The sequence below is a fragment of the Pseudomonas sp. PSE1(2024) genome (genome assembly GCF_050990555.1).
Lineage (GTDB): Bacteria > Pseudomonadota > Gammaproteobacteria > Pseudomonadales > Pseudomonadaceae > Aquipseudomonas > Aquipseudomonas aphyarum.
Map to the genome: position 1 here is coordinate 4,608,296 of NZ_CP158967.1, position 20,028 is coordinate 4,628,323.

Consider the following 20,028-nt stretch of genomic DNA (forward strand, 5'->3'; position numbering starts at 1 on the left):
GCACACCGCTGTTCAGGTTCAAACCAGATGCAACGCCGTCAACAGCATGTCGATCGCCTTGATCCCCACGAACGGCACCAGAATCCCGCCCAGGCCATAGATCAGCAGATTGCGACGCAGCAGCGCCGCCGCACTCGCCGCCTGCACCCGCACGCCACGCAGGGCCAGCGGAATCAGCACCACGATAATCAAAGCGTTGAACACGATGGCCGACAGGATCGCGCTCTGCGGGCTGCTCAAATGCATGATGTTCAGCACGCCCAGTTGCGGGTAGATCGCCGCGAACAACGCCGGCAGGATCGCGAAGTACTTGGCCACGTCGTTGGCGATGGAAAAGGTCGTCAGCGCGCCGCGAGTCACCAGCAATTCCTTGCCGATCTGCACCACGTCCAGCAGTTTGGTCGGGTCGCTGTCGAGGTCGACCATGTTGGCCGCTTCACGCGCCGCTTGAGTGCCATCGTTCATCGCCATGCCGACGTCAGCCTGGGCCAGCGCCGGGGCATCGTTGGCGCCGTCGCCGCACATCGCGACCAGCCGACCGTCGTTCTGCTCGTGACGGATGCGCGCCAGTTTTTTCTCCGGTGTGGCTTCGGCCAGCACATCGTCGACGCCTGCTTCAGCAGCGATGGCGGCAGCGGTCAGCGGGTTGTCGCCGGTAACCATCACCGTGCGAATCCCCAACTTGCGCAGCTCGGCGAAACGCTCGCGGATGCCCGGCTTGACCACGTCTTTGAGGTGGATCGCACCGAGCAGTTTGCCGTCGGCACAGACCAGCAACGGCGTGCCACCGCTCTGGGCGATCTTGTCGATTTCCCGGGACAGCGCCGGGGCCAGATCCTTGCGTTGTTGACCGAGGAAGGCCAGCAACGAATCCACCGCGCCCTTGCGGAATACACGGCCCTGATAGTCGACACCGGACAAGCGGGTTTCGGCACTGAACGGTACGGCAGTCAGGGTTTCCGGCGCCGGTTCCGGCTGTGGATTGGTGCCACGCAGGTACTCGACGATGGACTTGCCTTCGGCAGTTTCATCAGCCAGCGAAGCGAACAGCGCGCCTTCGGCCAGCTCACGGGCATTCACGCCCGGCGCGGCATATACCGCGCTGCAACGACGGTTGCCGAAAGTGATGGTGCCGGTCTTGTCCAGCAGCAACACGTGCACGTCACCCGCCGCTTCCACTGCACGACCGGACTTGGCGATCACGTTCAGACGCACCAGGCGATCCATCCCGGCAATACCGATCGCCGACAGCAGACCGCCGATGGTGGTCGGAATCAGCGTGACCAATAACGCCACCAGAAACACCAGCGGCAGGCTGCCGTTGGCGAAGTGGGCGAACGGCTGCAGGGTCACGACCACCAGCAGGAAGATCAGGGTCAGGCCGATCAGCAGGATATCCAGCGCGACTTCGTTCGGGGTCTTCTGGCGTTTGGCGCCCTCGACCAGCGCGATCATGCGGTCGAGGGTCGACTCACCGGGGTTGGCGGTGATCTTCACCAGCAGCCAGTCGGACACCAGCCGGGTGTTGCCGGTGACGGCGGATCGGTCGCCACCGGACTCGCGGATCACCGGCGCCGATTCACCGGTGATCGCCGCTTCGTTGACCGCCGCGATGCCTTCGATGACTTCGCCGTCACCGGGGATCATTTCCCCGGCTTCGACGCGCACCACATCGCCCTTGCGCAAGCTGGTGGCCGGTACGACCTGGAAGCTGCCGTTGGCCAGTTTGCGGCGGGCGCTGAGGCCTTCGCTGCCAGCCTTGAGGCTGTCGGCGCGGGCCTTGCCGCGACCTTCAGCGAGCGCTTCGGCGAAGTTGGCGAACAGCACGGTGAACCACAGCCACAGGGCGATTTGCGCGGCAACGAAAGTCGGCACGCTGCTGTCGGGAATGAAGCACAGCACGGTGGTCAGGATCGCCGTCAGTTCGACCACCAGCATCACCGGCGAGCGCTGCAACTGGCGCGGGTCGAGCTTGACGAACGCTTGCACCAGCGCCGGACGCCACAGGGCGCTGATCGCGGTTTTCGCTTGTTCCGGCGCCTTGACGGCGGCGGGTTTGATTGCGGGCATATTCATCATCAGCTCCTTAGAAGCCCATGCTCAGGTGTTCAGCGATAGGGCCCAATGCAAGGGTCGGCAAGAAGGTCAGGCCGCCCACCAGCAAAATGGTCACGGTCAACAGGGTCACGAACAGCGGGCCGTGGGTCGGGAAGCTGTTCTGGCCGATCGGTGCGGTTTTCTTCATCGCCAGGCTGCCGGCCAGGGCCAGTACCGGGAGGATGTAACCGAAGCGGCCGATCAACATGCCCAGGCCGAGCATCAGGTTGTGGAACGCGGTGTTGGCGCCGAAGCCGCCGAACGCCGAACCGTTATTCGCACTGGCCGAGGTGTAGGCGTAGAGCAATTGGCTGAAACCGTGCGGGCCGGGGTTGCTCACCGCCGCCACCGGGCCCGGCAGGCTCGCAGCAATCGCGCCGAGCACCAGCACGCCGACCGGCATCACCAGCAGGGTGACGACCAGCAGTTGCACTTCACGGGCCTGGAGTTTCTTGCCGAGGTATTCCGGGGTGCGGCCGATCATCAGGCCGGCAAGGAACACCGCGATCAGCACGTTCAGCAACATGCCGTAGAGCCCCGCGCCGACGCCGCCGAAGATCACTTCGCCGACCATCATGTTGACCAGCGCGACCATGCCGCTGAGCGGGTTGAGGCTGTCATGCATGCCGTTGACCGAACCGTTCGACGCCGCAGTGGTGGTCACCGACCAGAGCACGGTGGCGGTGGTGCCGAAGCGCGCTTCCTTGCCTTCCAGCGGAGCGGTCTGTTCGACGGCGACGTTGTTCAGCGCCGGGTTCGGCTGATACTCGGCCCACAGCGAAGTGGCGCCGCCGATGATGAACAGCGCGAGCATGCAGCCGATGATGGCGCGGCTCTGGCGCAGGTCCTTCACGTAGTGGCCGAAGGTGAACACCAGCGCGACCGGGATCAGGATGATCGACGCGACTTCGAACAGGTTGCTCCACGCGGTCGGGTTCTCGAACGGATGCGCCGAGTTGACCCCGAAGAAACCACCGCCGTTGGTGCCCAGTTGCTTGATCGCAATCTGGCTGGCGGCCGGGCCGAGCGGGATGACTTGGTCAACGCCCTGCATCGTCACAGCATTCACGTATTGCGCGAAGGTTTGCGGCACGCCCTGCCACACCAGGTACAGCGCCAGCAGCAGGCACAGCGGCAGCAGGCCATAGAGGGTGGCGCGGGTCATGTCGACCCAGAAGTTGCCGAGGGTCTTGGTGGATTTGCGCCCGATGCCACGGCACAGCGCAACCAGCACGGCGAGGCCGGTGGCGGCGCTGACGAAGTTCTGCACGGTGAGGCCGACCATCTGGCTCAGGTAGCTGAGCGACGCTTCGCCGCTGTAGGCCTGCCAGTTGGTGTTGGTCATGAAACTGACGGCGGTGTTGAACGCGAGGGTCCACTCCTGGCCCGGCAGGTTTTGCGGGTTCAGCGGCAGGTGATCCTGGAACAGCAGGATCGCGAACAGCAGCAGGAAACCGGCGAGGTTGAACGCCAGCAGCGCCAGCGTGTATTTCTGCCAGCTCTGTTCGTCCTGCGGATTGACCCCGGCGATGCGGTAACAGCCGCGCTCGACCGGGCCGAGAATCGGCGTCAGCCAGGTGCGCTGACCTTCCATCACCTTGTAGTAGAAGCGCCCGAGGAACGGCGCCGGCAGCAAGACCACCGCGAAGAATGCGAGGATCAGCCAATAGTCATAACTGTACATAGCCGCTCCTAAGTCCGATCCGCGCGCAACAGCGCAACCAACAGATAAATGAACAGCCCCACTGCCAGCAGCAGTGACACCCCGTCCAGAACGCTCATGGAAGATCTCCGTGTTACGGCGTATTGCCGCGTGTGGAGGCATTGTCGGAAAGGAGGCTGTAAAGGAACGAGAGCGAGGGTGCGCGCGGGGCATAAAGAAAGCGTAAAGAGTGGGTTTACGCGGGCGTTACAGGTGAGTTTTGTGTTGTATGGGCGGGCCTCTTCGCGGGCAAGCTCGCTCCCACATTTTGAAATGCGCACGTCCGGACACCGGTGACACCTGTGGGAGCGAGCTTGCTCGCGATAGCGGCATTCCAGACAACATCGCACCCAACTGGCGCACAACAATGCAGCCATCAAGCAGCGAACATCCCCGATACGACAGCTTTCAGCCCATTACGACCCGCCAATACAAAATGGCACGCCCACTGCACACGCCCTTCCCCGAGCTTTCCAAACCGTTCAGGGAGCAAACGCATGAACACACAACTCAAACCCACGCTGGGCACGTTGCACCTGTGGGGCATCGCGGTGGGGCTGGTGATTTCCGGGGAGTATTTCGGCTGGAGTTATGGCTGGGGCGTCGCGGGAACACTGGGCTTTCTGGTGACCTCGTTCATGGTCGCGACCATGTACACCTGCTTCATTTTCAGCTTCACCGAACTGACCACGGCGATCCCCCACGCGGGCGGGCCGTTCGCCTACAGTCGCCGGGCCTTCGGTGAAAAAGGTGGATTGATCGCCGGACTGGCGACACTGATCGAATTCGTTTTCGCCCCGCCGGCGATTGCCCTGGCGATTGGTGCGTATCTGAACGTGCAGTTTCCGGCCCTCGATCCGAAACACGCGGCGGTAGGTGCGTATATCGTCTTCATGGGGTTGAACATTCTTGGCGTGAAACTGGCCGCGACCTTCGAGTTGATCGTGTGCGTGCTGGCCGTCGCCGAGTTGCTGGTGTTCATGGGGGTGGTCGCACCGGCCTTCAGCTTCAGCAACTTCGCACTGAATGGCTGGGCCGGCTCGGACGTCTTCGGTGCACCGGCGATTGCCGGGATGTTCGCGGCGATTCCGTTCGCGATCTGGTTTTTCCTCGCCATCGAAGGCGCGGCCATGGCCGCCGAAGAAGCCAAGGACCCGAAACGCACAATTCCCAAGGCTTACATCAGCGGCATTCTGACCTTGGTGTTGCTGGCGATGGGCGTGATGTTCTTCGCCGGTGGCGTCGGTGACTGGCGCACCCTGTCGAACATCAACGACCCGCTGCCACAAGCGATGAAAACCGTGGTCGGTGACAACTCCGGCTGGCTGCACATGCTGGTCTGGATCGGTCTGTTCGGGCTGGTGGCGAGTTTCCACGGGATCATTCTTGGCTACTCGCGGCAGTTCTTCGCCCTCGCCCGCGCCGGTTACCTGCCCGCCTCGCTGGCGAAGCTGTCGCGCTTCCAGACCCCGCACCGCGCCATTATTGCCGGCGGCGTGATCGGTATCGCGGCGATCTACAGTGACGGCCTGATCAACCTCGGCGGCATGACCCTCACTGCCGCGATGATCACCATGGCCGTTTTCGGGGCGATCGTGATGTACATCATGAGCATGCTCAGCCTGTTCAAACTGCGTAAATCCGAACCCAATCTGGAGCGCACCTTCCGCGCGCCGTGCTATCCGCTGATTCCATTGATCGCACTGGTGCTGGCCGTGGTGTGCCTGGTGGCGATGGCCTGGTTCAATGCGCTGATCGGGCTGATCTTTCTCGGCTTCATGGCGGTCGGTTTCGGCTACTTCCTGTTGACCGGCCAATTGCGCGCCAACGCCCCGGCAGACGCGATGCTCACCGGCCTGTAAACCGCGACGGGCATAACCGGCCTAGAATGGAACCACTGCGAATGCACTTCGCTCAAAGTGGTATGCAGCGTTGCACGGCGAAACCCTCGCCCGTCGACCTGCCTTTAAGGAGAGCCGTTATGCCCTGGTATGCCTGGTTGATTCTGGTCGTTGCAATCGGCTCGATCGTCGGCGGTCTGATGATGTTGCGTGACACCGCCAACAAGGTCGAACTGACCGATGAACAACGCAAGCGTGTCGCTGAACGCAATGCCGAAGCGGACATCAAGGACGCGCAGGACCGCTGAACGAAAAACCCCGCCTGAATCGGCGGGGTTTGTTTTTTGTGGCGATTACTTTTCCCAGTCGGCCTTGGCGATGTGCAAGCCATGCAGGCCTTTGTACGCCGCGCGTTCCGGCTGGCTCCAGCCTTCGAGCAGCGCCTCGTCCAGACGATAGATTTCCACCCCGAGCGGGCGGCACACGGTCAGCGGATCCTGCGCGTCCGGCCCCCACATCGCCAATGACAGATCACCACCCGGGCAGGTCGACAGCGCGCACAGCAAGTCGATTTCGGCGAAGAACTCCAGGTAATCGCCCTTCTGCGCCGGACAGGCCTTCATGAAATACAGGTCATCGTGATTCAGGCCGGTGCACTGGAAGATGTTCAGCACGTCATGCACATCGAACTCGGTCAGGCCGTGCGGAAGTACGGCACGGGTCAGGTTGGAATGGCAGTGATGATGAAAGTCCTCGCCGGTGAGCATTTTGTTCACATAAGGATCGCAGCGCGTGCCGAGCAAATCGTGCAGGCGCCCGCCGTGCTCGTCGATGCCATAGTCGGCCAGGCTGTCATCGGTGATGGTCACCAGCGGTCGCAGAAAAGGCAGGTTCGACCACAACCGGTCATGGGTGCTGACATGAGCGCCCTGCAGTTGCCGGGTGCGCGCCGCCCACATCCGTTCGCGCGGATCGTGTGCGTTCCACACATTGAAATCGCCCACCTGGGGCCCGACCGGTGTGGTGACACGAAACACATGCCCTGCCGGAACATGCCAGGCACGCCCGGTGCGGATCGGCACTTCGAATTGTTCGATCAGCGTGCGCCCGTCCTTGCGGTCGCGAATCCGTTCGTAGAATGGTGTATTGACCTGTAACGCCGAGCCTTTGCTGACCTGATAGGCGGCCGGGTAGTCTTTGTACATGATTCTCCTGCTCCTCAAGTGATGGCAACTTTGCAAGCTGCAACCACTATCCGTGCCAACCGTTGATGGCTGTTACGAACATGTCGGAGTCACCGGCCGTTTTTTTAGAAGTAGAAGTACAGTCACCATTCAATTTGCATTGGTTAAGATGGCGATCTTGTTGCGGAGAGTTTAGATGCGTTACTCGCAGGATCATAAAGCCCAGACCCATCAGCGCATCATCAAGGAAGCGTCCGAGCGGTTTCGCAAGGACGGCATTGGTGCGACCGGTCTGCAACCATTGATGAAGGCGCTGGGCCTGACCCATGGCGGCTTTTATTCGCATTTCAAATCGAAAGACGACCTGGTAGAGAAAGCCCTGCAGGCAGCAGGTGATCAGGTCGCGGGGCTCTGTGCCGAACTCTTCGCCCAGGAAAAACCGCTGGAAGCCTTCATCGACACTTATCTGTCCGAGTGGCACCAGACCACCCCGCATGAAGGCTGCCCGCTGCTGACCATTTCATCGGAACTGGGGCTGCGCGGCCAGCCGAGCCCGACCAGCGATGAAGTGCTCAAGGCGCGCCTGGACCAGATCGAAGGCACCCTTGAAGGCGAGAACGCCGCCGAGCGCAGCATCGTCATCATGGCAACACTGGCCGGGGCGCTCCTGCTGTCACGCAGTGTCAAGGATCCTGAGTTTGCGCAGCAGATCCTCGACGTCACCCGCGAACACCTCAAACGCTCCGAAGACTAAGCCTGCCAGCGCTTGAACAGCACGCTGGCATTGACCCCGCCGAAGCCGAAACCGTTGGACAACGCATACTCGATCGGCATCGACCGCGCCTCGCCGTGGACGATATCCACGCCTTCGCTGGCCGGATCGGGATTTTCCAGGTTGAGGGTTGGCGGAACGATCTGATCGCGGATCGCCAATAGCGTGAAGATCGCCTCCAGACCTCCCGCCGCACCCAGCAGATGCCCCGTCGCAGATTTGGTCGAGGTCACGGCGATTGCGTTTTGTGCGCCAAACACCGACTTGATTGCAGCCAGTTCACCGAGGTCGCCCACCGGCGTCGAAGTCGCATGCGCATTCAGATGCTGCACCTGATCCGGCGTGATACCGGCCTGAGCTAGCGCCAGAGTCATCGCCCGTCGGGCACCGCTGCCGTCTTCCGGCCCGGCGGTCAGATGATAGGCGTCGGCGCTGGTGCCATAACCGACCAGTTCGACCAACGGCTGTGCGCCGCGCGCCAGTGCGTGCTCCAGCGACTCGATCACCAGCAGCCCGGCCCCCTCGCCCATCACGAAACCGTCCCTGCCGCTGTCGAACGGACGCGAAGCGCGCTCAGGCGTGTCGTTGTAGCCGCTGGACAAGGCCCGCGCCGCCGCAAAACCGGCGAGACTGACTCGATCGATAGACGCCTCGGCACCGCCGCACACCGCAATGTCGGCCTCACCGGCGCGAATCAATCGAGCCGCGTCACCAATCGCCTGCACACCGGCGGCACACGCGGTGACCGGTGCGCCGAGCGGGCCCTTGAGACCATGCTGGATCGAGACATGCCCCGCCGCCAGGTTGACCAGAAAGGAGGGAATGGTGAACGGCGACAAGCGTCGCGGGCCTCGGCTGTCGGTGGTGCGCACCGCATCGGCAATCGCACCGAAGCCGCCGACACCGGAGCCGATGATGGTCGCGGTGCGCTCCTGAGCGTGGGGCTCGGTCGGGTGCCAGCCGGCCTGTTCAAGCGCCTGACGGGCTGCCTCCATCGCGAACAGAATGAACCGATCCATTTTCTTCTGTTCTTTGGGCGGCGTGGCGCGATCCGGATCGAAACCCGCTTCGGCGTCCTCCTCCATCGTCGGCACCACGCCGCCGACCCGGGTCGGCAGATCGGCAATTACCGCTTCCGGCAGATTTCGCAATCCCGAACGCCCGGCCAACAAGCGCTGCCAGACGACTTCGACGCCGCTTCCCAAGGGCGATACCAGGCCCATACCCGTGACAACTACTCTACGCTGATCCATATCGGGTTGACCTCTCGTGACTCAAAAGACTTTTACTTGTAACGGCTGGCCGCCGAACTGTGGGACAGGTTGGGCGCCATCACGTGACGGGCGGCGACGAACGCTTGCCACTCGCCCGCATCGGGCAGCGAAGGAATCGTGACGAGCTCGCCCTGATCCAGACCGGACAGCGCGGCATCGACCATCTCGCCCGCCTCCATGACCATTTCCGCCGGAATGCCGCTGGCATCAAAACCGGAGCGTTCCCAGATTTCGGTGCGGGTCACACCGGGTAGTACCGCTTGCACCTTGACCCCGGTGCCTTCCAATTCGGTATTGAGCGATTGCGTCAGGCTCAACACATACGCCTTGCTGGCGCTGTAAGTGGCGTTGAAACGTTCGGGGAACAAGGCGACCACCGACGCAATGTTGATGATCGTGCCACGCCCGGCGCGGGTGAACGCAGAGGCTGCTGCGGCTGCCAGCCGGGTCAGCGTGGTGACGTTCAACTGGATCAGTTGCTCCAGCACCTCGGGATCGGCATTGGCCAGCAAGCCGTTTACCGCTACGCCCGCATTGTTGACCAGCAGGCTGATACTGGAGTCGCTGCGCAGGCGCTGCTCAAGCTTGAGCACTTCATCCTTCTGGGTCAGATCGGCCTTCAGCACTTCGACCTGAACGCCATGTGCGTCCCGTAGCTTGCTGGCCGCGGACTCCAGACGCTCCTGATCGCGAGCTACCAGCAACAGATCAAAACCACGTGCCGCCAACCGCTCGGCATACACCGCACCGATGCCGGAAGAAGCGCCAGTGACCAGCGCCGTGCCTTGGGATTTCGGGGAATTCATGACGGTACTCCTGGAATGCATGAGAAATGAGCGACCGCTGAAAAGCAGAGGGCTTCAGTGGCGACTGAAATTATTATAGGCATAATCTGAAACCAATATGATAGCCGTAATTTTCTATTTTCCGACGGAAAGGCTGTAGCCCTTCTGCAACGCTTGAAGGAAGCGGGAAGCAAAAAGGGCCGGTCAATGACCGGCCCCTTGGCGTTGAACAATCAGCTTAGTTCACTTCCAGCTTGTCGCGATTGCGATCCAGGATCGCCTTGCCAATCCCCTTCACTTCCAGCAGCTCATCCACGGACGCAAAAGGCCCGTTTGTTTCACGATAAGCAACAATCGCTTTCGCCTTGGCCTCGCCCACTCCTGCCAGTTCCTTTTGCAGAGTGGCCGCGTCGGCACCGTTCAGATCGACCTTCTGATTTTCAGAAGTGGCTGACGCGCCCATCACCACGGGCACCTTGTTCGCTTCGGAAGTAGCCAGAGGCGCAGCAATGGCGGCAATAGAGGCGCTGGTCAGCAAGGCAAAAATCAGGGAGTAGAAATATCCGGTACGCATAAGTGACGCTCCATCATCAATTGAGAAAGCAGCTTTTCCGAAGCTGCTCTCCAAACTTAGGCGATGATGGGAGCCTGTCAAAAACGTGTCCGTTACAGGATGTGAAACAATCAGGGTTCGAGGCGACGCTGCTGATAGATCCAGTCAACGATTTCCCCGTCCGGCGTATAACCGCTGACCGTTTCGCGCAGAATCTGGCGAACCCGCGAATAATCATCATTGTTCACGGCACCGAGCAACTCGCTCAACCTGCCCTTCAGCACATCCCAGGCCAGATGATCTTCATTGGCCGTCATGATCATTGGATGGGGCGTGGCAGCGACATTGTCGCCAATCAACAATTCCTCGTAGAGCTTCTCGCCGGGACGCAGGCCAGTGAATTCGATGGAAATATCCCCTTGCGGATTTCTCTCCGAGCGAATGCTCAAACCGGACAGATGGATCATCTTCTCTGCCAGTTCGACGATCCTTACCGGCTCCCCCATGTCGAGAACGAACACATCACCGCCCTGCCCCATGGACCCTGCCTGAATCACCAGTTGCGCAGCTTCCGGAATCGTCATGAAGTAGCGAGTGATTTTCGGGTGGGTAACCGTCAACGGACCGCCGGACTTGATCTGACTGTGAAACAGCGGGATCACCGAGCCGGACGAGCCCAGTACGTTGCCGAAACGGACCATGGTGAAGCGGGTTTTGTTGACCCGGGAGACATTGGCCTTGTCGCCAAACAGGACGGGGGCGATTTCGCGACTCAAGGCTTGAAGAATCAATTCGGCCAAACGCTTGGTGCTGCCCATCACGTTGGTGGGCCGGACAGCCTTGTCGGTCGAAATCAGCACAAAGTTCGAAACCCCTGCCTGCAATGCGGCTTGAGCCGTATTAAGTGTTCCCATCACATTGTTCAGCACGCCTTCGGCAATGTTGTGCTCCACCATCGGCACATGCTTGTAAGCGGCAGCGTGGTAGACCGTGTCCACGCTCCAGGTCTTCATGACATCCAGTATTTTTTCCGGGTGGCGAATCGAACCGAGAATGGGCAGCAACTTTGTCGATACCGACTCGCGATCCGCGCGTTGCTCCAATTCGGAAAGAATGCTGTAAAGGTTAAATTCGCTGTGCTCGAACAGCAAAAGCGATTTTGGCCCCAGTGAAAAGATCTGCCGGCATAACTCGGAGCCTATTGACCCGCCCGCCCCCGTCACCATCACCGTTTTGCCCTTAATGCAACGCTCAAGCAAATCATGCTGCGCCGGGACCGCGTCCCGCCCGAGCAAGTCCGCGATATCGACTTCCTGAATGTCGTCGACCTTCACGCGACCGCTGGCCAGGTCGGTAAAATTAGGAACACTTCGCACGTGCAAAGGAAAACCCTCCAGCATATTGAGGATTTCCCTGCGTCGAGCACGGGTCGAAGACGGCAGTGCCAGCAAAATTTCTTGCGCACCGGTGACGTCAATCATTTGTTGAATATGTTTGGGTTTATAGACCTGGAGACCGGAGATTGAGCGGTCCGAAATTCCTGAGTCATCATCGATAAAGGCTACGGGACGCATCGCCCTTCCCATGCGCAATGCAGCGACAAGCTGATTGCCAGCTACGCCCGCCCCGTAGATAGCGACTTTGGTCAACCCATCATCGCGATTGGCAAAAGGAACGTGCTGAGCGGCGGTGAACCAGTCCCCCATGAAGTACTGGCGCATGCAGAGACGAAGCCCGCCGATGATCACCAGGCTGAGCCACCAGTAATTGAAGATGATCGAGCGCGGCACGATGGCTTCGTGATTACTGTACCAATAGACCACCAAAGCCAGGATCAGCGAGGACAGACTGACTGCTTTAATGATCACCACCAGCGCGTCATTACCGAAGTAACGCATCACTGCCCGGTACATGCCGAACCGGATGAACAGAGGAATGGCGACGAGCGGAGCACAGACAAACAACCACAAGTGCACTTTCAACGGATTGACCATCTCGTCGATACCCAGACGGACGATAAACGCCAACCACAAGGCTACCCAGACGAGCAAAACATCTGTAAGCACCTGAATCAATCGCTTCTGGCGGCGCGGTAAACCCAGCAAGAACTCGCGCATTCTGTCCATATTCCCCTGTACCAATCTGGCCTGCTCCCTTTGGTTAATCGGCGGGTACATTGTACGGAGGTAGTGAACTTCGTTACAGAAAAAAGAATGTGATGAGGACGTTCCCCCTCAAGAGCCGCCATCACTGAGTCTTACGGTGATCTCACCGCCCCCATTTGTTTATCACCCGTCACCTGCACCATGCGATGTCTGTGCTGCGACATCATGGTCGAGTGAGTATACTGCGCAACAAATTTCCTGCACCTCGCCACCGCGAATTCGGGATCAAAAAAGAAACCCCCTCCTGGGATGTTTTTTCCAATGCCCCGGGCACGAACAGGCTTGGTTGTTGAAGCGACTGCTCACTGGTGTACGGCCAGCAACAGCGAAAGTGAAGACATTACAATCAGAATGACGAAAAGGAAGTGAAAGCAAGTGACAACAACAGGGCGCGGCATTAACTTGAAAAACATTGTCAAATGGGTCCTTCCCTGCATTTTCATGACGTTGGTCATCGCTTTTATTCTGTTGAAAAGCCCTGCGCTGGATCCTGTCGTCAGTATCAGCACCAGCCAATTCCCTGCGACGCAGTCCCAGTTGTTTTACAAACGCATGGATGACTATAAGGAAAGAAATTCCAAAATCAGCAAACTGGATATGGAGAACCATACATTTAGCTTTGCGTTGCCAAGGTACGATGAGAATCTGCGCTGGGACCCATTGGAAAAATCCGGTTCTTTCTATGTCAAGGCTGTGACGATCAGCGTGCTGGCTTATACCCGCTCTATTGAACTCGACAACCTGACGCCGATGGCACAGATTGAGGCGTCCGCCCGCGAAACGAACATTGTCAAATTCACAGCGCCGTCGGGTGCGACTGACCCACAGATAAACATTCACCTTAACTACAAGTTACTCGACAAAGTGCGCTACGTTTTCGCGCTCTTGCTCGGACTGGCCAGCGCATTTGCCATTCTTGCCTGGATCAAATGGCATTCACGGATCCTAGACTTCCTGCAGGGTGACCGCGGTTATACCGCACAATTGAAATCAATCTTCAGACAAGAAAACTTCAGCCTTAACGAATTCACAAAGTTACTCGGCATCGGGGTTTTTCTTAATATTATCCCGGTCGTCAATTTCTTTTTGTCTGTTGATGATGAGCGGGGCGCCTTCCGTACCGACCCATCCATCTGGATCGCCGATGGCCGATGGACAGCCTATCTGGTAGAGAAATTTATCTTCCCTCAGCCAGTAATGCCTTTCGTTCCTAATCTTTTCTTTTACGCCTGCGTTGCACTGGCGTACATGTTCCTGATCAGGGCACACCGCCTCACCTTCGGCTGGATTGCCGCCCTGGCCTACTGCATTTTCATTGCGCACCCGATCTGGTGGTTCATTGGCGAGTTCTACTCCAACATTCCTTCGATCGGTGTAGGCGTACTGGCACTGTCGATCGGCATCTTTGTATTTTCAAAATGCCGTATCGGCGACGACTTGAAAGGCAAAACTGCCCGCTTGGCGTTGCTTTCCAGCGTATTGCTGTCCGTGGCAATCGGCGCCTACCAATCACTGGTCATGTTCTACATTGTTGCCGGTCTCGGTGTCGTTCTTTTCAACTTCCGAAAAGACAACCCGACAGCCGTACTATCAATTTATCCGACAATCCAGCGTGCAGCCTTGTTGCTCGGCACCCTCGTTGGCGGCGTTGCTTTCTATGTCATCATAAACAAGCTTGCCCAACTGGCTTACCCTTCCGACCGTGGTTACATCGATAACTTTCTGCGTATCAACGAACTGATCGCGGACCCTGTTCTAATTACCAAGCTGGTTTTGTTAGAAGCGTGGAAACTCTACTCAGGCTCCCCTCTGAGCTACGGCGTTTCATTCTTCAGTGCGGCCATCGCATTGGGATTTGCAGCCCTCTTCCTGGTCACACAGAATACTTGGAAAGCTGCTTTGTGGATGACTCTCCTCATCGGAGCATTGTTGATCTCCCCATTCCTGCTGAACTTCGTCGCCGGAGGTATTTATTTGCCTCTGCGCGCCATGCTGGCCATTTCCTTTGTTGCGTGGTTCACCACGATCATCGTTCTGGAAAAACAGGGGCTGTTGCGGATCTTCGGCGCTGTGCTCGCAGTCACACTGCTATTCCAGATGATTTCGGTAAATGGTCAATACTCGGCAAGCACGATGATGGCCACGACCCACGACCGATTCACCGCCGAGGCGCTTTACGATCGAATCAGCAAGGCCAACCCCGAATTTGACAAGAATGAACGCATCATGGTCGATGTTTATGGACGAATGCCATTCGCGAGCCGCTATCCAGGCCCGGAAACCTCGACCATGAGTTCTTCGTTTTTCGATTGGGACCAAGGCAACGTCTATCGCATGCTGGAGTACATGCGCCTGATCGGTTTCTCGAATGTTTATGCCTTGGGCAACGCGCTGCGTATTCCGTTGACACCGCACTTTGACAACATGCCGGTATGGCCGGCAGAAGGCTCCGTGCGATATGAAAACGGCGTTTATCTTGTCAAGTTGAGCGAAGTTGCCGACCCGACGCACGCACAGTACAAGCGAGTCGAGTCGCAATGATTAACAAGGCAGGCATGCGACCCTTTTTCGCCTACCTTGCGCTTGCCGGGCTGTCTTTGCTGGCAGCACTTGCGTCCCTTTATCTCGCCAAGGCAACCGGTACGTTCGACGCCACCAGACACAACATTTGCTTGAGCATTGATTCGTCATCCAAAGGCGTGACGCAACTGTTCTGGTCCAGCGAATCTGGCGCTTTCAGTGAATCACAATCGGATTCGCAAAGGATCGACGCCGGTACTCAGCGTGTTTGCTTCTCGGTCGCGACAGGTCAGCGCTTCCTGCGCTGGGATCCCAACAACGTTGCGTCCGAGATGCGTGTCAGTCAAGGCGAAATAAACTTTTGGGGTCTGCGGCAAGCGCTGCCGCTAAGCGTTCTGGCTCCTGGCAATGCACCAACGTCATTGTCGACCGAAGCGTCTTCGGTCACATTGACGTTTGATAATGACGACCCGCAAATCAAGTTCGAAATCAGCGACTCGGTCAGGTTCAAGGAAATAGCTTATAGCGCAGCGCTGCTGACTTTCGCTTATTGGTTGATCCTGAGCTGCACGCTGTTCATCCTCGGGAAAATAATTTTCGACGAAAGCATCGCCTATCGCATGTCGGTATTGGCGGCGCTTCTTTTGATAGCCGTATATCAATTAACCGGACTTATTGCGGTGGGCGATGGTGCGGGCTGGGACGGCAACGCCTATTTGAATCTTCTGTTCGACTGGAAAAATTCCGGGCATATTCCTGTCACGGATCCCTACCGTATCAGTCGCCTCACGGGCTTTTTTCCAACGGTAGTAGCAGAGTTCCTGCTAGATCTGACCAGACAACAGCTTTTATATGTACAGATGTCTTTCAATGTGCTCGGTATCAGCGTAGCCGTCGGGCTATTTACTGACTACTTGATGAAGTCCGGCATCCCGACCAGGCGGGCAGTGCAGTACACAACTGCCTTACTTTTGACGTGGCCAATCCTGGTCATGTCGACTTACTACCCCCTTTTAAGCGACCATTTGGCAATAGTACTGTCGTGCTGGAGCTTGTGGTGCTTTTCGCACAAACACTTCAAATGGCTACTGGCAACCTGCCTGATAGCACCATTGATCATGCCAGGCTTGTTTCTCCTGCCGCTGACGCTTCTCACCTTCTCACAGCCAGAAACGCAAGTTTCCTTCATCAACCGTCTGACTTTCGGCATGAAAGTCAGGATGCTGGTTTTTCTAGGTCTGGCTGCCGCCATGGTGGGTTATGCGTGCCTGTGGTTCACACGTATCGAAGACAGCGAACTATTACATGTCGGTTCTACACTTGCCTCGGGCATTCCTGGACTCAGATGGCTTAGCTCCACTTACTTGATTCTGGCCCTGATTGGCGTTGCCTGGCTTTGGAGTCGACTTCTGGGGCGTGATGGTGCGTTGCCAGTATTGTCCATCAAGTGGTTTTTCCTGGCCGCCATTGCGACGGCGTGCGGCCATGCAATTCTCTACTTCGGACTGGACTGGAGCCAGGGATTCCGAGGCCCGGACTTAGTGCAGAACATGTTTTATCAAGGTTTGAATACGCCATTCAAACCCATCCTCTCGCACTTTAGTTATTTTGGCCCATGCTTGCTTATTGCCTTGCAGCTAGTGTGGACCAGCAATCGAAGCGCGCGCCCGGTGCGCGCCGTTCAAATTGCCATATTGGGATTCTTGCCACTGTTGGTCGTCGGTTCCGAAAGTCGCCAATGGATCGCCATTCTTCCATTTCTGGTAGCGTACGTTGCGCAATCCGGAGTTTCGGATAAAACCACGAAGCTGATTCTTTATTTTTCCCTGCTGATGGCGACCCCATTATTCTGGCTGGCCAAGTCCATAGCCAGCGCCTTTGCATCGGGCTTACCCATGAGTGATCCATTGTGGCAGCTGTACTTTGGGCGTCAGGGACCATGGATGTCGCATTCGACGTACCTGATCACTGCGATTGCGTGCCTGATCTTCACGGCTGCATGGTGGCTGACACGGCCAACCACCCCTAAATCGGCGGATTACGTCGGCTCAGACCTGCCAGATTGAGCCGACATCACTGTCTGAATGTGTAGTAAAATTGCGGCCATTATCATGTGCGCAGTCAAAAATTCTGGATGGATCATGGACGCAAATCATCAAATTCCTTTGTTTTCTGCAGTAGCGGCGAATTCCGGTATTGATTTTTCCGAACCGCTTATGCGCGTCGTTAATCGGCACTGGTACATTTTGGGTGAAGAAGTAAAGAACTTCGAACGAGAGTTCGCCAACTATGTAGGCGCAGAACATTGCATCTCGGTCGCGAACGGCTCGGAAGCACTGGAAATCGCCTTGCTGGGCATGGGTGTGGGCCCGGGTGATCGGGTTATCACCGTTGCCAACGCCGGGTTTTATAGCAGCACCGCCATCCACGCTGTCGGCGCCGAGCCGGTATATGTCGATGTCGATGAGAACACTTTGACCATGTGCCCGAAATCACTGGAGAAGGCGCTGGCCCAACCGGCGAAGGTCGTGATTGTCACGCACCTTTACGGACAGTTGGCAGACATCGAAACTCTGGCAGCCATTTCTCGCTCGGCCGGGGCGGTCGTGCTCGAAGATTGCGCCCAGTCCCACGGTGCGCGCTCTGATAATCGGCTTTGTGGATCGTTCGGCGACCTGGCCTGCTTCAGCTTTTACCCCACCAAAAACCTCGGCGCACTGGGCGACGGTGGCGCGATCGTAACTTCATCCTCCGAGATTGCCGCCCGCCTGCTCACGCTTCGCCAATACGGCTGGTCGACCAAATATCACGTTACCGTTCCGCACGGCCGTAACAGCAGACTCGATGAGATGCAGGCTGCCATCCTGCGGGTCAAACTGCCTCTTCTCGACCAATGGAACGAGCAGCGCCGCTCGATTGCCAGCCGCTACTGTGCAGCCTTCAGCCAACTGCCAGTCAAATTGCCTGCAAGTCTGGGCGACGACTTTGTTGCCCACCTGTTCGTAATGCGTGTCGAACATCGTGAAGCGTTCACTGCCTACCTAAAAGAGCATGGCGTCAGTACCGATATTCACTATCCAGTTCCAGACCACTGGCAAACAGCGTATACACCGCGCGAAACATTCAATCTTCCGGTGACCGAGTCAGCATGCACCCGACTGGTCTCGTTGCCTTGCTTCCCTGGGCTGACCGATCAGCAAGTCGATCGTGTCATTGAAGTGGTTTGCGCCTACTTCAAGCAGGAGATTTAGGGTGCTTTCGCTGGTTATTCCGGTTTACCGTAACGAGGAATCGCTGCCGTCATTGCTCAAAGCCGTCGATGATTTGAACGTCGAGCTTCAAGGCGCGCTTGAGGTGGTTTTCGTGGTCGATGGCAGCCCGGATCGCTGTTACGAGATCCTGCGAGATCGCCTGCCCGAGCAACGTTTTGCCTCCCAGCTGATTCTGCTGTCGAAGAACTTCGGTTCTTTCATGGCGATACGTACAGGTTTGCAGCATGGCAAGGGTCGCACGTTTGCCGTAATGGCCGCCGACCTGCAAGAGCCGCCAAGCCTGGTGCTGACCATGAACCGGGTGTTGAATACCGAGCCGGTGGATGTAGTAGTCGGTGTCCGCGAGGGTCGTGACGATCCATTCCTGTCTAAACTGGCGTCGAAAACCTTCTGGGGTCTGTACAAACGTTACGTTATCCCGGAAATGCCTGCCGGCGGCGTCGACATGTTCGGCTGCAACCTGGAGTTTCGCGACAACCTGCTCAAACTCGAAGAACGCCACAGCTCTTTGATCGCGCAGATTTTCTGGCTGGGTTTCCGCCGACAGGTAGTCAGTTACACTCGAGTTGCCCGGGAACACGGCAAGTCGGCGTGGACATTGCGAAAGAAAGTGAACTATCTGATGGACAGTGTCTTCTCGTTCACGGACTTGCCCATTCGCCTGCTTATTCGTGTAGGTGCAGCCGGCTCAGCACTCTCGGCGTTATACGGCGTCAGTGTAATCCTCGCGAAGATAGGCGGCCTGATCGATGTCCCTGGTTATGCCATGACACTGTTTACCATTACCCTGCTGGGCAGCCTCAATCTGCTGGGGCTCGGCGTGATCGGTTCGTACGCCTGGCGTACCTATGAAAATACCAAAGGGCGCCCTTTGGCGATCCCTATGAAAGTTTCTGAGTTTGGAGCCAATAAATGATTGATTCGCGCGATTTTTTCGTTCACGACCGTGCGATTTGTGAATCGTCCACTATCGGTAAAGGCTCGCGTATCTGGGCGTTTGCACACGTATTACCGAACGCCCGTATCGGCGCCGAGTGCAACGTGTGCGACAACGTGTTTGTCGAGAACGACGTCATCATTGGTGACCGGGTAACACTCAAATGCGGCGTTCAGGTTTGGGACGGCATCACCATAGAAGACGATGTTTTCGTAGGACCGAACGTCACGTTCACCAATGACAAGTTTCCACGCAGCAAAATCTACCCGGAAGCGTTTTCTCGCACCATCATCCGCAAAGGTGCATCCCTGGGCGCCAATTCGACGATTCTGCCCGGAATTACCATTGGCACCTCGGCAATGGTCGGCGCAGGCGCGGTCGTCACCAAATCCGTTCCACCGAATGCTATCGTGGTCGGTAACCCGGCGAAGATCATCGGCTACGTCGATGCCAAGCCTACCGAAGGCACAGTCGTAGACAACCCGGTAAAAGTCGGCCAATCAGATGTCCATCCTTGTGGCGTTACGCTGCACCGCATGATGGAAGCCGTCGATATGCGCGGCAGCCTGAGCGTTGGCGAATGCGGTAAGGACGTTCCGTTCGAAGTGAAGCGTTACTTCCTGGTAACCAACGTTCCGACTGCTGAAACACGTGGTGAACATGCTCACCGCGAATGCCACCAGTTTCTGGTAGCGGTCAAAGGCACCGTGCACGTAGTTGCCGACAATGGAAAGCACCGCCAGGAGTTTGTTCTGGACCACCACACACTGGGCCTGTTCCTGCCAGCAATGACCTGGGGTATTCAGTACAAGTACTCGGCGGACGCGGTGCTGCTGGTTTTTGCTTCCGAGCATTACGCTGCTGACGACTACATACGCGATTACGATCAATTCCTGATCGAGAAAAAAGCGCAGATTGGTTAATAG

General features: G+C 57.7%; 16 protein-coding genes. 8 read left to right on the forward strand and 8 right to left on the reverse strand.

Features of this window, described 5'->3' with window-relative positions; translation table 11 throughout:
- Window positions 1–18: 18 nt before the first annotated feature.
- The 3 genes from kdpB to kdpF are packed head-to-tail and all read right to left on the reverse strand — an operon-like array spanning window position 19 to window position 3,879.
- Entirely contained in the window at window positions 19–2,076 is a 2,058-nt protein-coding gene (gene kdpB, locus ABTV87_RS20885; protein WP_127799204.1) for a potassium-transporting ATPase subunit KdpB, read from the reverse strand.
- A 10-nt stretch (window positions 2,077–2,086) separates the two neighbouring features.
- Window positions 2,087–3,781, reverse strand: coding sequence for a potassium-transporting ATPase subunit KdpA (gene kdpA / locus ABTV87_RS20890; protein WP_433898289.1), 1,695 nt, complete (start codon window positions 3,779–3,781; stop codon window positions 2,087–2,089).
- Between the two features lie 8 nt (window positions 3,782–3,789).
- Window positions 3,790–3,879, reverse strand: coding sequence for a K(+)-transporting ATPase subunit F (kdpF, locus tag ABTV87_RS20895; protein WP_007950940.1), 90 nt, complete (start codon window positions 3,877–3,879; stop codon window positions 3,790–3,792).
- A 417-nt stretch (window positions 3,880–4,296) separates the two neighbouring features.
- Between kdpF and eat the strand changes: the two genes are divergently transcribed.
- Complete coding sequence (gene eat, locus ABTV87_RS20900) at window positions 4,297–5,661, forward strand: ethanolamine permease (protein ID WP_221533130.1); 1,365 nt, start codon at window positions 4,297–4,299, stop codon at window positions 5,659–5,661.
- A 119-nt stretch (window positions 5,662–5,780) separates the two neighbouring features.
- A complete protein-coding gene (locus ABTV87_RS20905; RefSeq protein WP_007950938.1) occupies window positions 5,781–5,948 on the forward strand; it encodes a DUF2897 family protein in 168 nt (55 codons plus the stop codon).
- Between the two features lie 45 nt (window positions 5,949–5,993).
- Here ABTV87_RS20905 and ABTV87_RS20910 read toward each other — a convergent pair whose 3' ends face one another.
- Complete coding sequence (locus tag ABTV87_RS20910) at window positions 5,994–6,845, reverse strand: urea carboxylase-associated family protein (protein WP_011335332.1); 852 nt, start codon at window positions 6,843–6,845, stop codon at window positions 5,994–5,996.
- Window positions 6,846–7,020: 175 nt separating this feature from the next.
- Here ABTV87_RS20910 and ABTV87_RS20915 point away from each other — a divergent pair, with 175 nt between their 5' ends.
- The gene (locus tag ABTV87_RS20915) at window positions 7,021–7,578 is read left to right on the forward strand and encodes a TetR/AcrR family transcriptional regulator (protein ID WP_433898290.1); all 558 of its coding nucleotides are present in this window, start codon (window positions 7,021–7,023) and stop codon (window positions 7,576–7,578) included.
- Here ABTV87_RS20915 and fabF read toward each other — a convergent pair.
- The 4 genes from fabF to ABTV87_RS20935 form a co-directional block, all read right to left on the reverse strand.
- Entirely contained in the window at window positions 7,575–8,849 is a 1,275-nt protein-coding gene (gene fabF / locus ABTV87_RS20920) for a beta-ketoacyl-ACP synthase II (RefSeq protein WP_433898291.1), read from the reverse strand. The genes ABTV87_RS20915 and fabF overlap by 4 nt on opposite strands.
- A 32-nt stretch (window positions 8,850–8,881) precedes the next feature.
- Complete coding sequence (locus ABTV87_RS20925; protein WP_085607194.1) at window positions 8,882–9,676, reverse strand: SDR family NAD(P)-dependent oxidoreductase; 795 nt, start codon at window positions 9,674–9,676, stop codon at window positions 8,882–8,884.
- Between the two features lie 217 nt (window positions 9,677–9,893).
- On the reverse strand, window positions 9,894–10,229 hold the full coding sequence (locus ABTV87_RS20930) for a ComEA family DNA-binding protein (RefSeq protein WP_085607196.1): 336 nt from the start codon (window positions 10,227–10,229) through the stop codon (window positions 9,894–9,896).
- A gap of 110 nt (window positions 10,230–10,339) precedes the next feature.
- Window positions 10,340–12,334, reverse strand: coding sequence for a polysaccharide biosynthesis protein (locus ABTV87_RS20935; RefSeq protein WP_085607198.1), 1,995 nt, complete (start codon window positions 12,332–12,334; stop codon window positions 10,340–10,342).
- A 414-nt stretch (window positions 12,335–12,748) separates the two neighbouring features.
- Between ABTV87_RS20935 and ABTV87_RS20940 the strand changes: the two genes are divergently transcribed.
- The 5 genes from ABTV87_RS20940 to ABTV87_RS20960 all read left to right on the forward strand — a co-directional run bounded on the left by ABTV87_RS20940 (window position 12,749) and on the right by ABTV87_RS20960 (window position 20,025).
- Window positions 12,749–14,914, forward strand: a complete 2,166-nt coding sequence (locus ABTV87_RS20940; RefSeq protein WP_085607200.1) for a glucosyltransferase domain-containing protein — start codon at window positions 12,749–12,751, stop codon at window positions 14,912–14,914.
- Window positions 14,911–16,959, forward strand: coding sequence for a hypothetical protein (locus ABTV87_RS20945; RefSeq protein WP_433898292.1), 2,049 nt, complete (start codon window positions 14,911–14,913; stop codon window positions 16,957–16,959). The genes ABTV87_RS20940 and ABTV87_RS20945 overlap by 4 nt, the downstream gene beginning before the upstream one ends.
- Before the next feature lie 75 nt (window positions 16,960–17,034).
- Window positions 17,035–18,144 carry a DegT/DnrJ/EryC1/StrS family aminotransferase gene (locus ABTV87_RS20950; RefSeq protein ID WP_221533134.1) on the forward strand — a complete coding sequence of 370 codons (1,110 nt, stop codon included), beginning with the start codon at window positions 17,035–17,037 and terminating at the stop codon, window positions 18,142–18,144.
- 1 nt (window position 18,145) lies between these two features.
- Window positions 18,146–19,081, forward strand: coding sequence for a glycosyltransferase family 2 protein (locus tag ABTV87_RS20955; RefSeq protein ID WP_085607206.1), 936 nt, complete (start codon window positions 18,146–18,148; stop codon window positions 19,079–19,081).
- The gene (locus tag ABTV87_RS20960) at window positions 19,078–20,025 is read left to right on the forward strand and encodes a WxcM-like domain-containing protein (RefSeq protein WP_085607208.1); all 948 of its coding nucleotides are present in this window, start codon (window positions 19,078–19,080) and stop codon (window positions 20,023–20,025) included. The genes ABTV87_RS20955 and ABTV87_RS20960 overlap by 4 nt, the downstream gene beginning before the upstream one ends.
- Window positions 20,026–20,028: the final 3 nt, after the last annotated feature.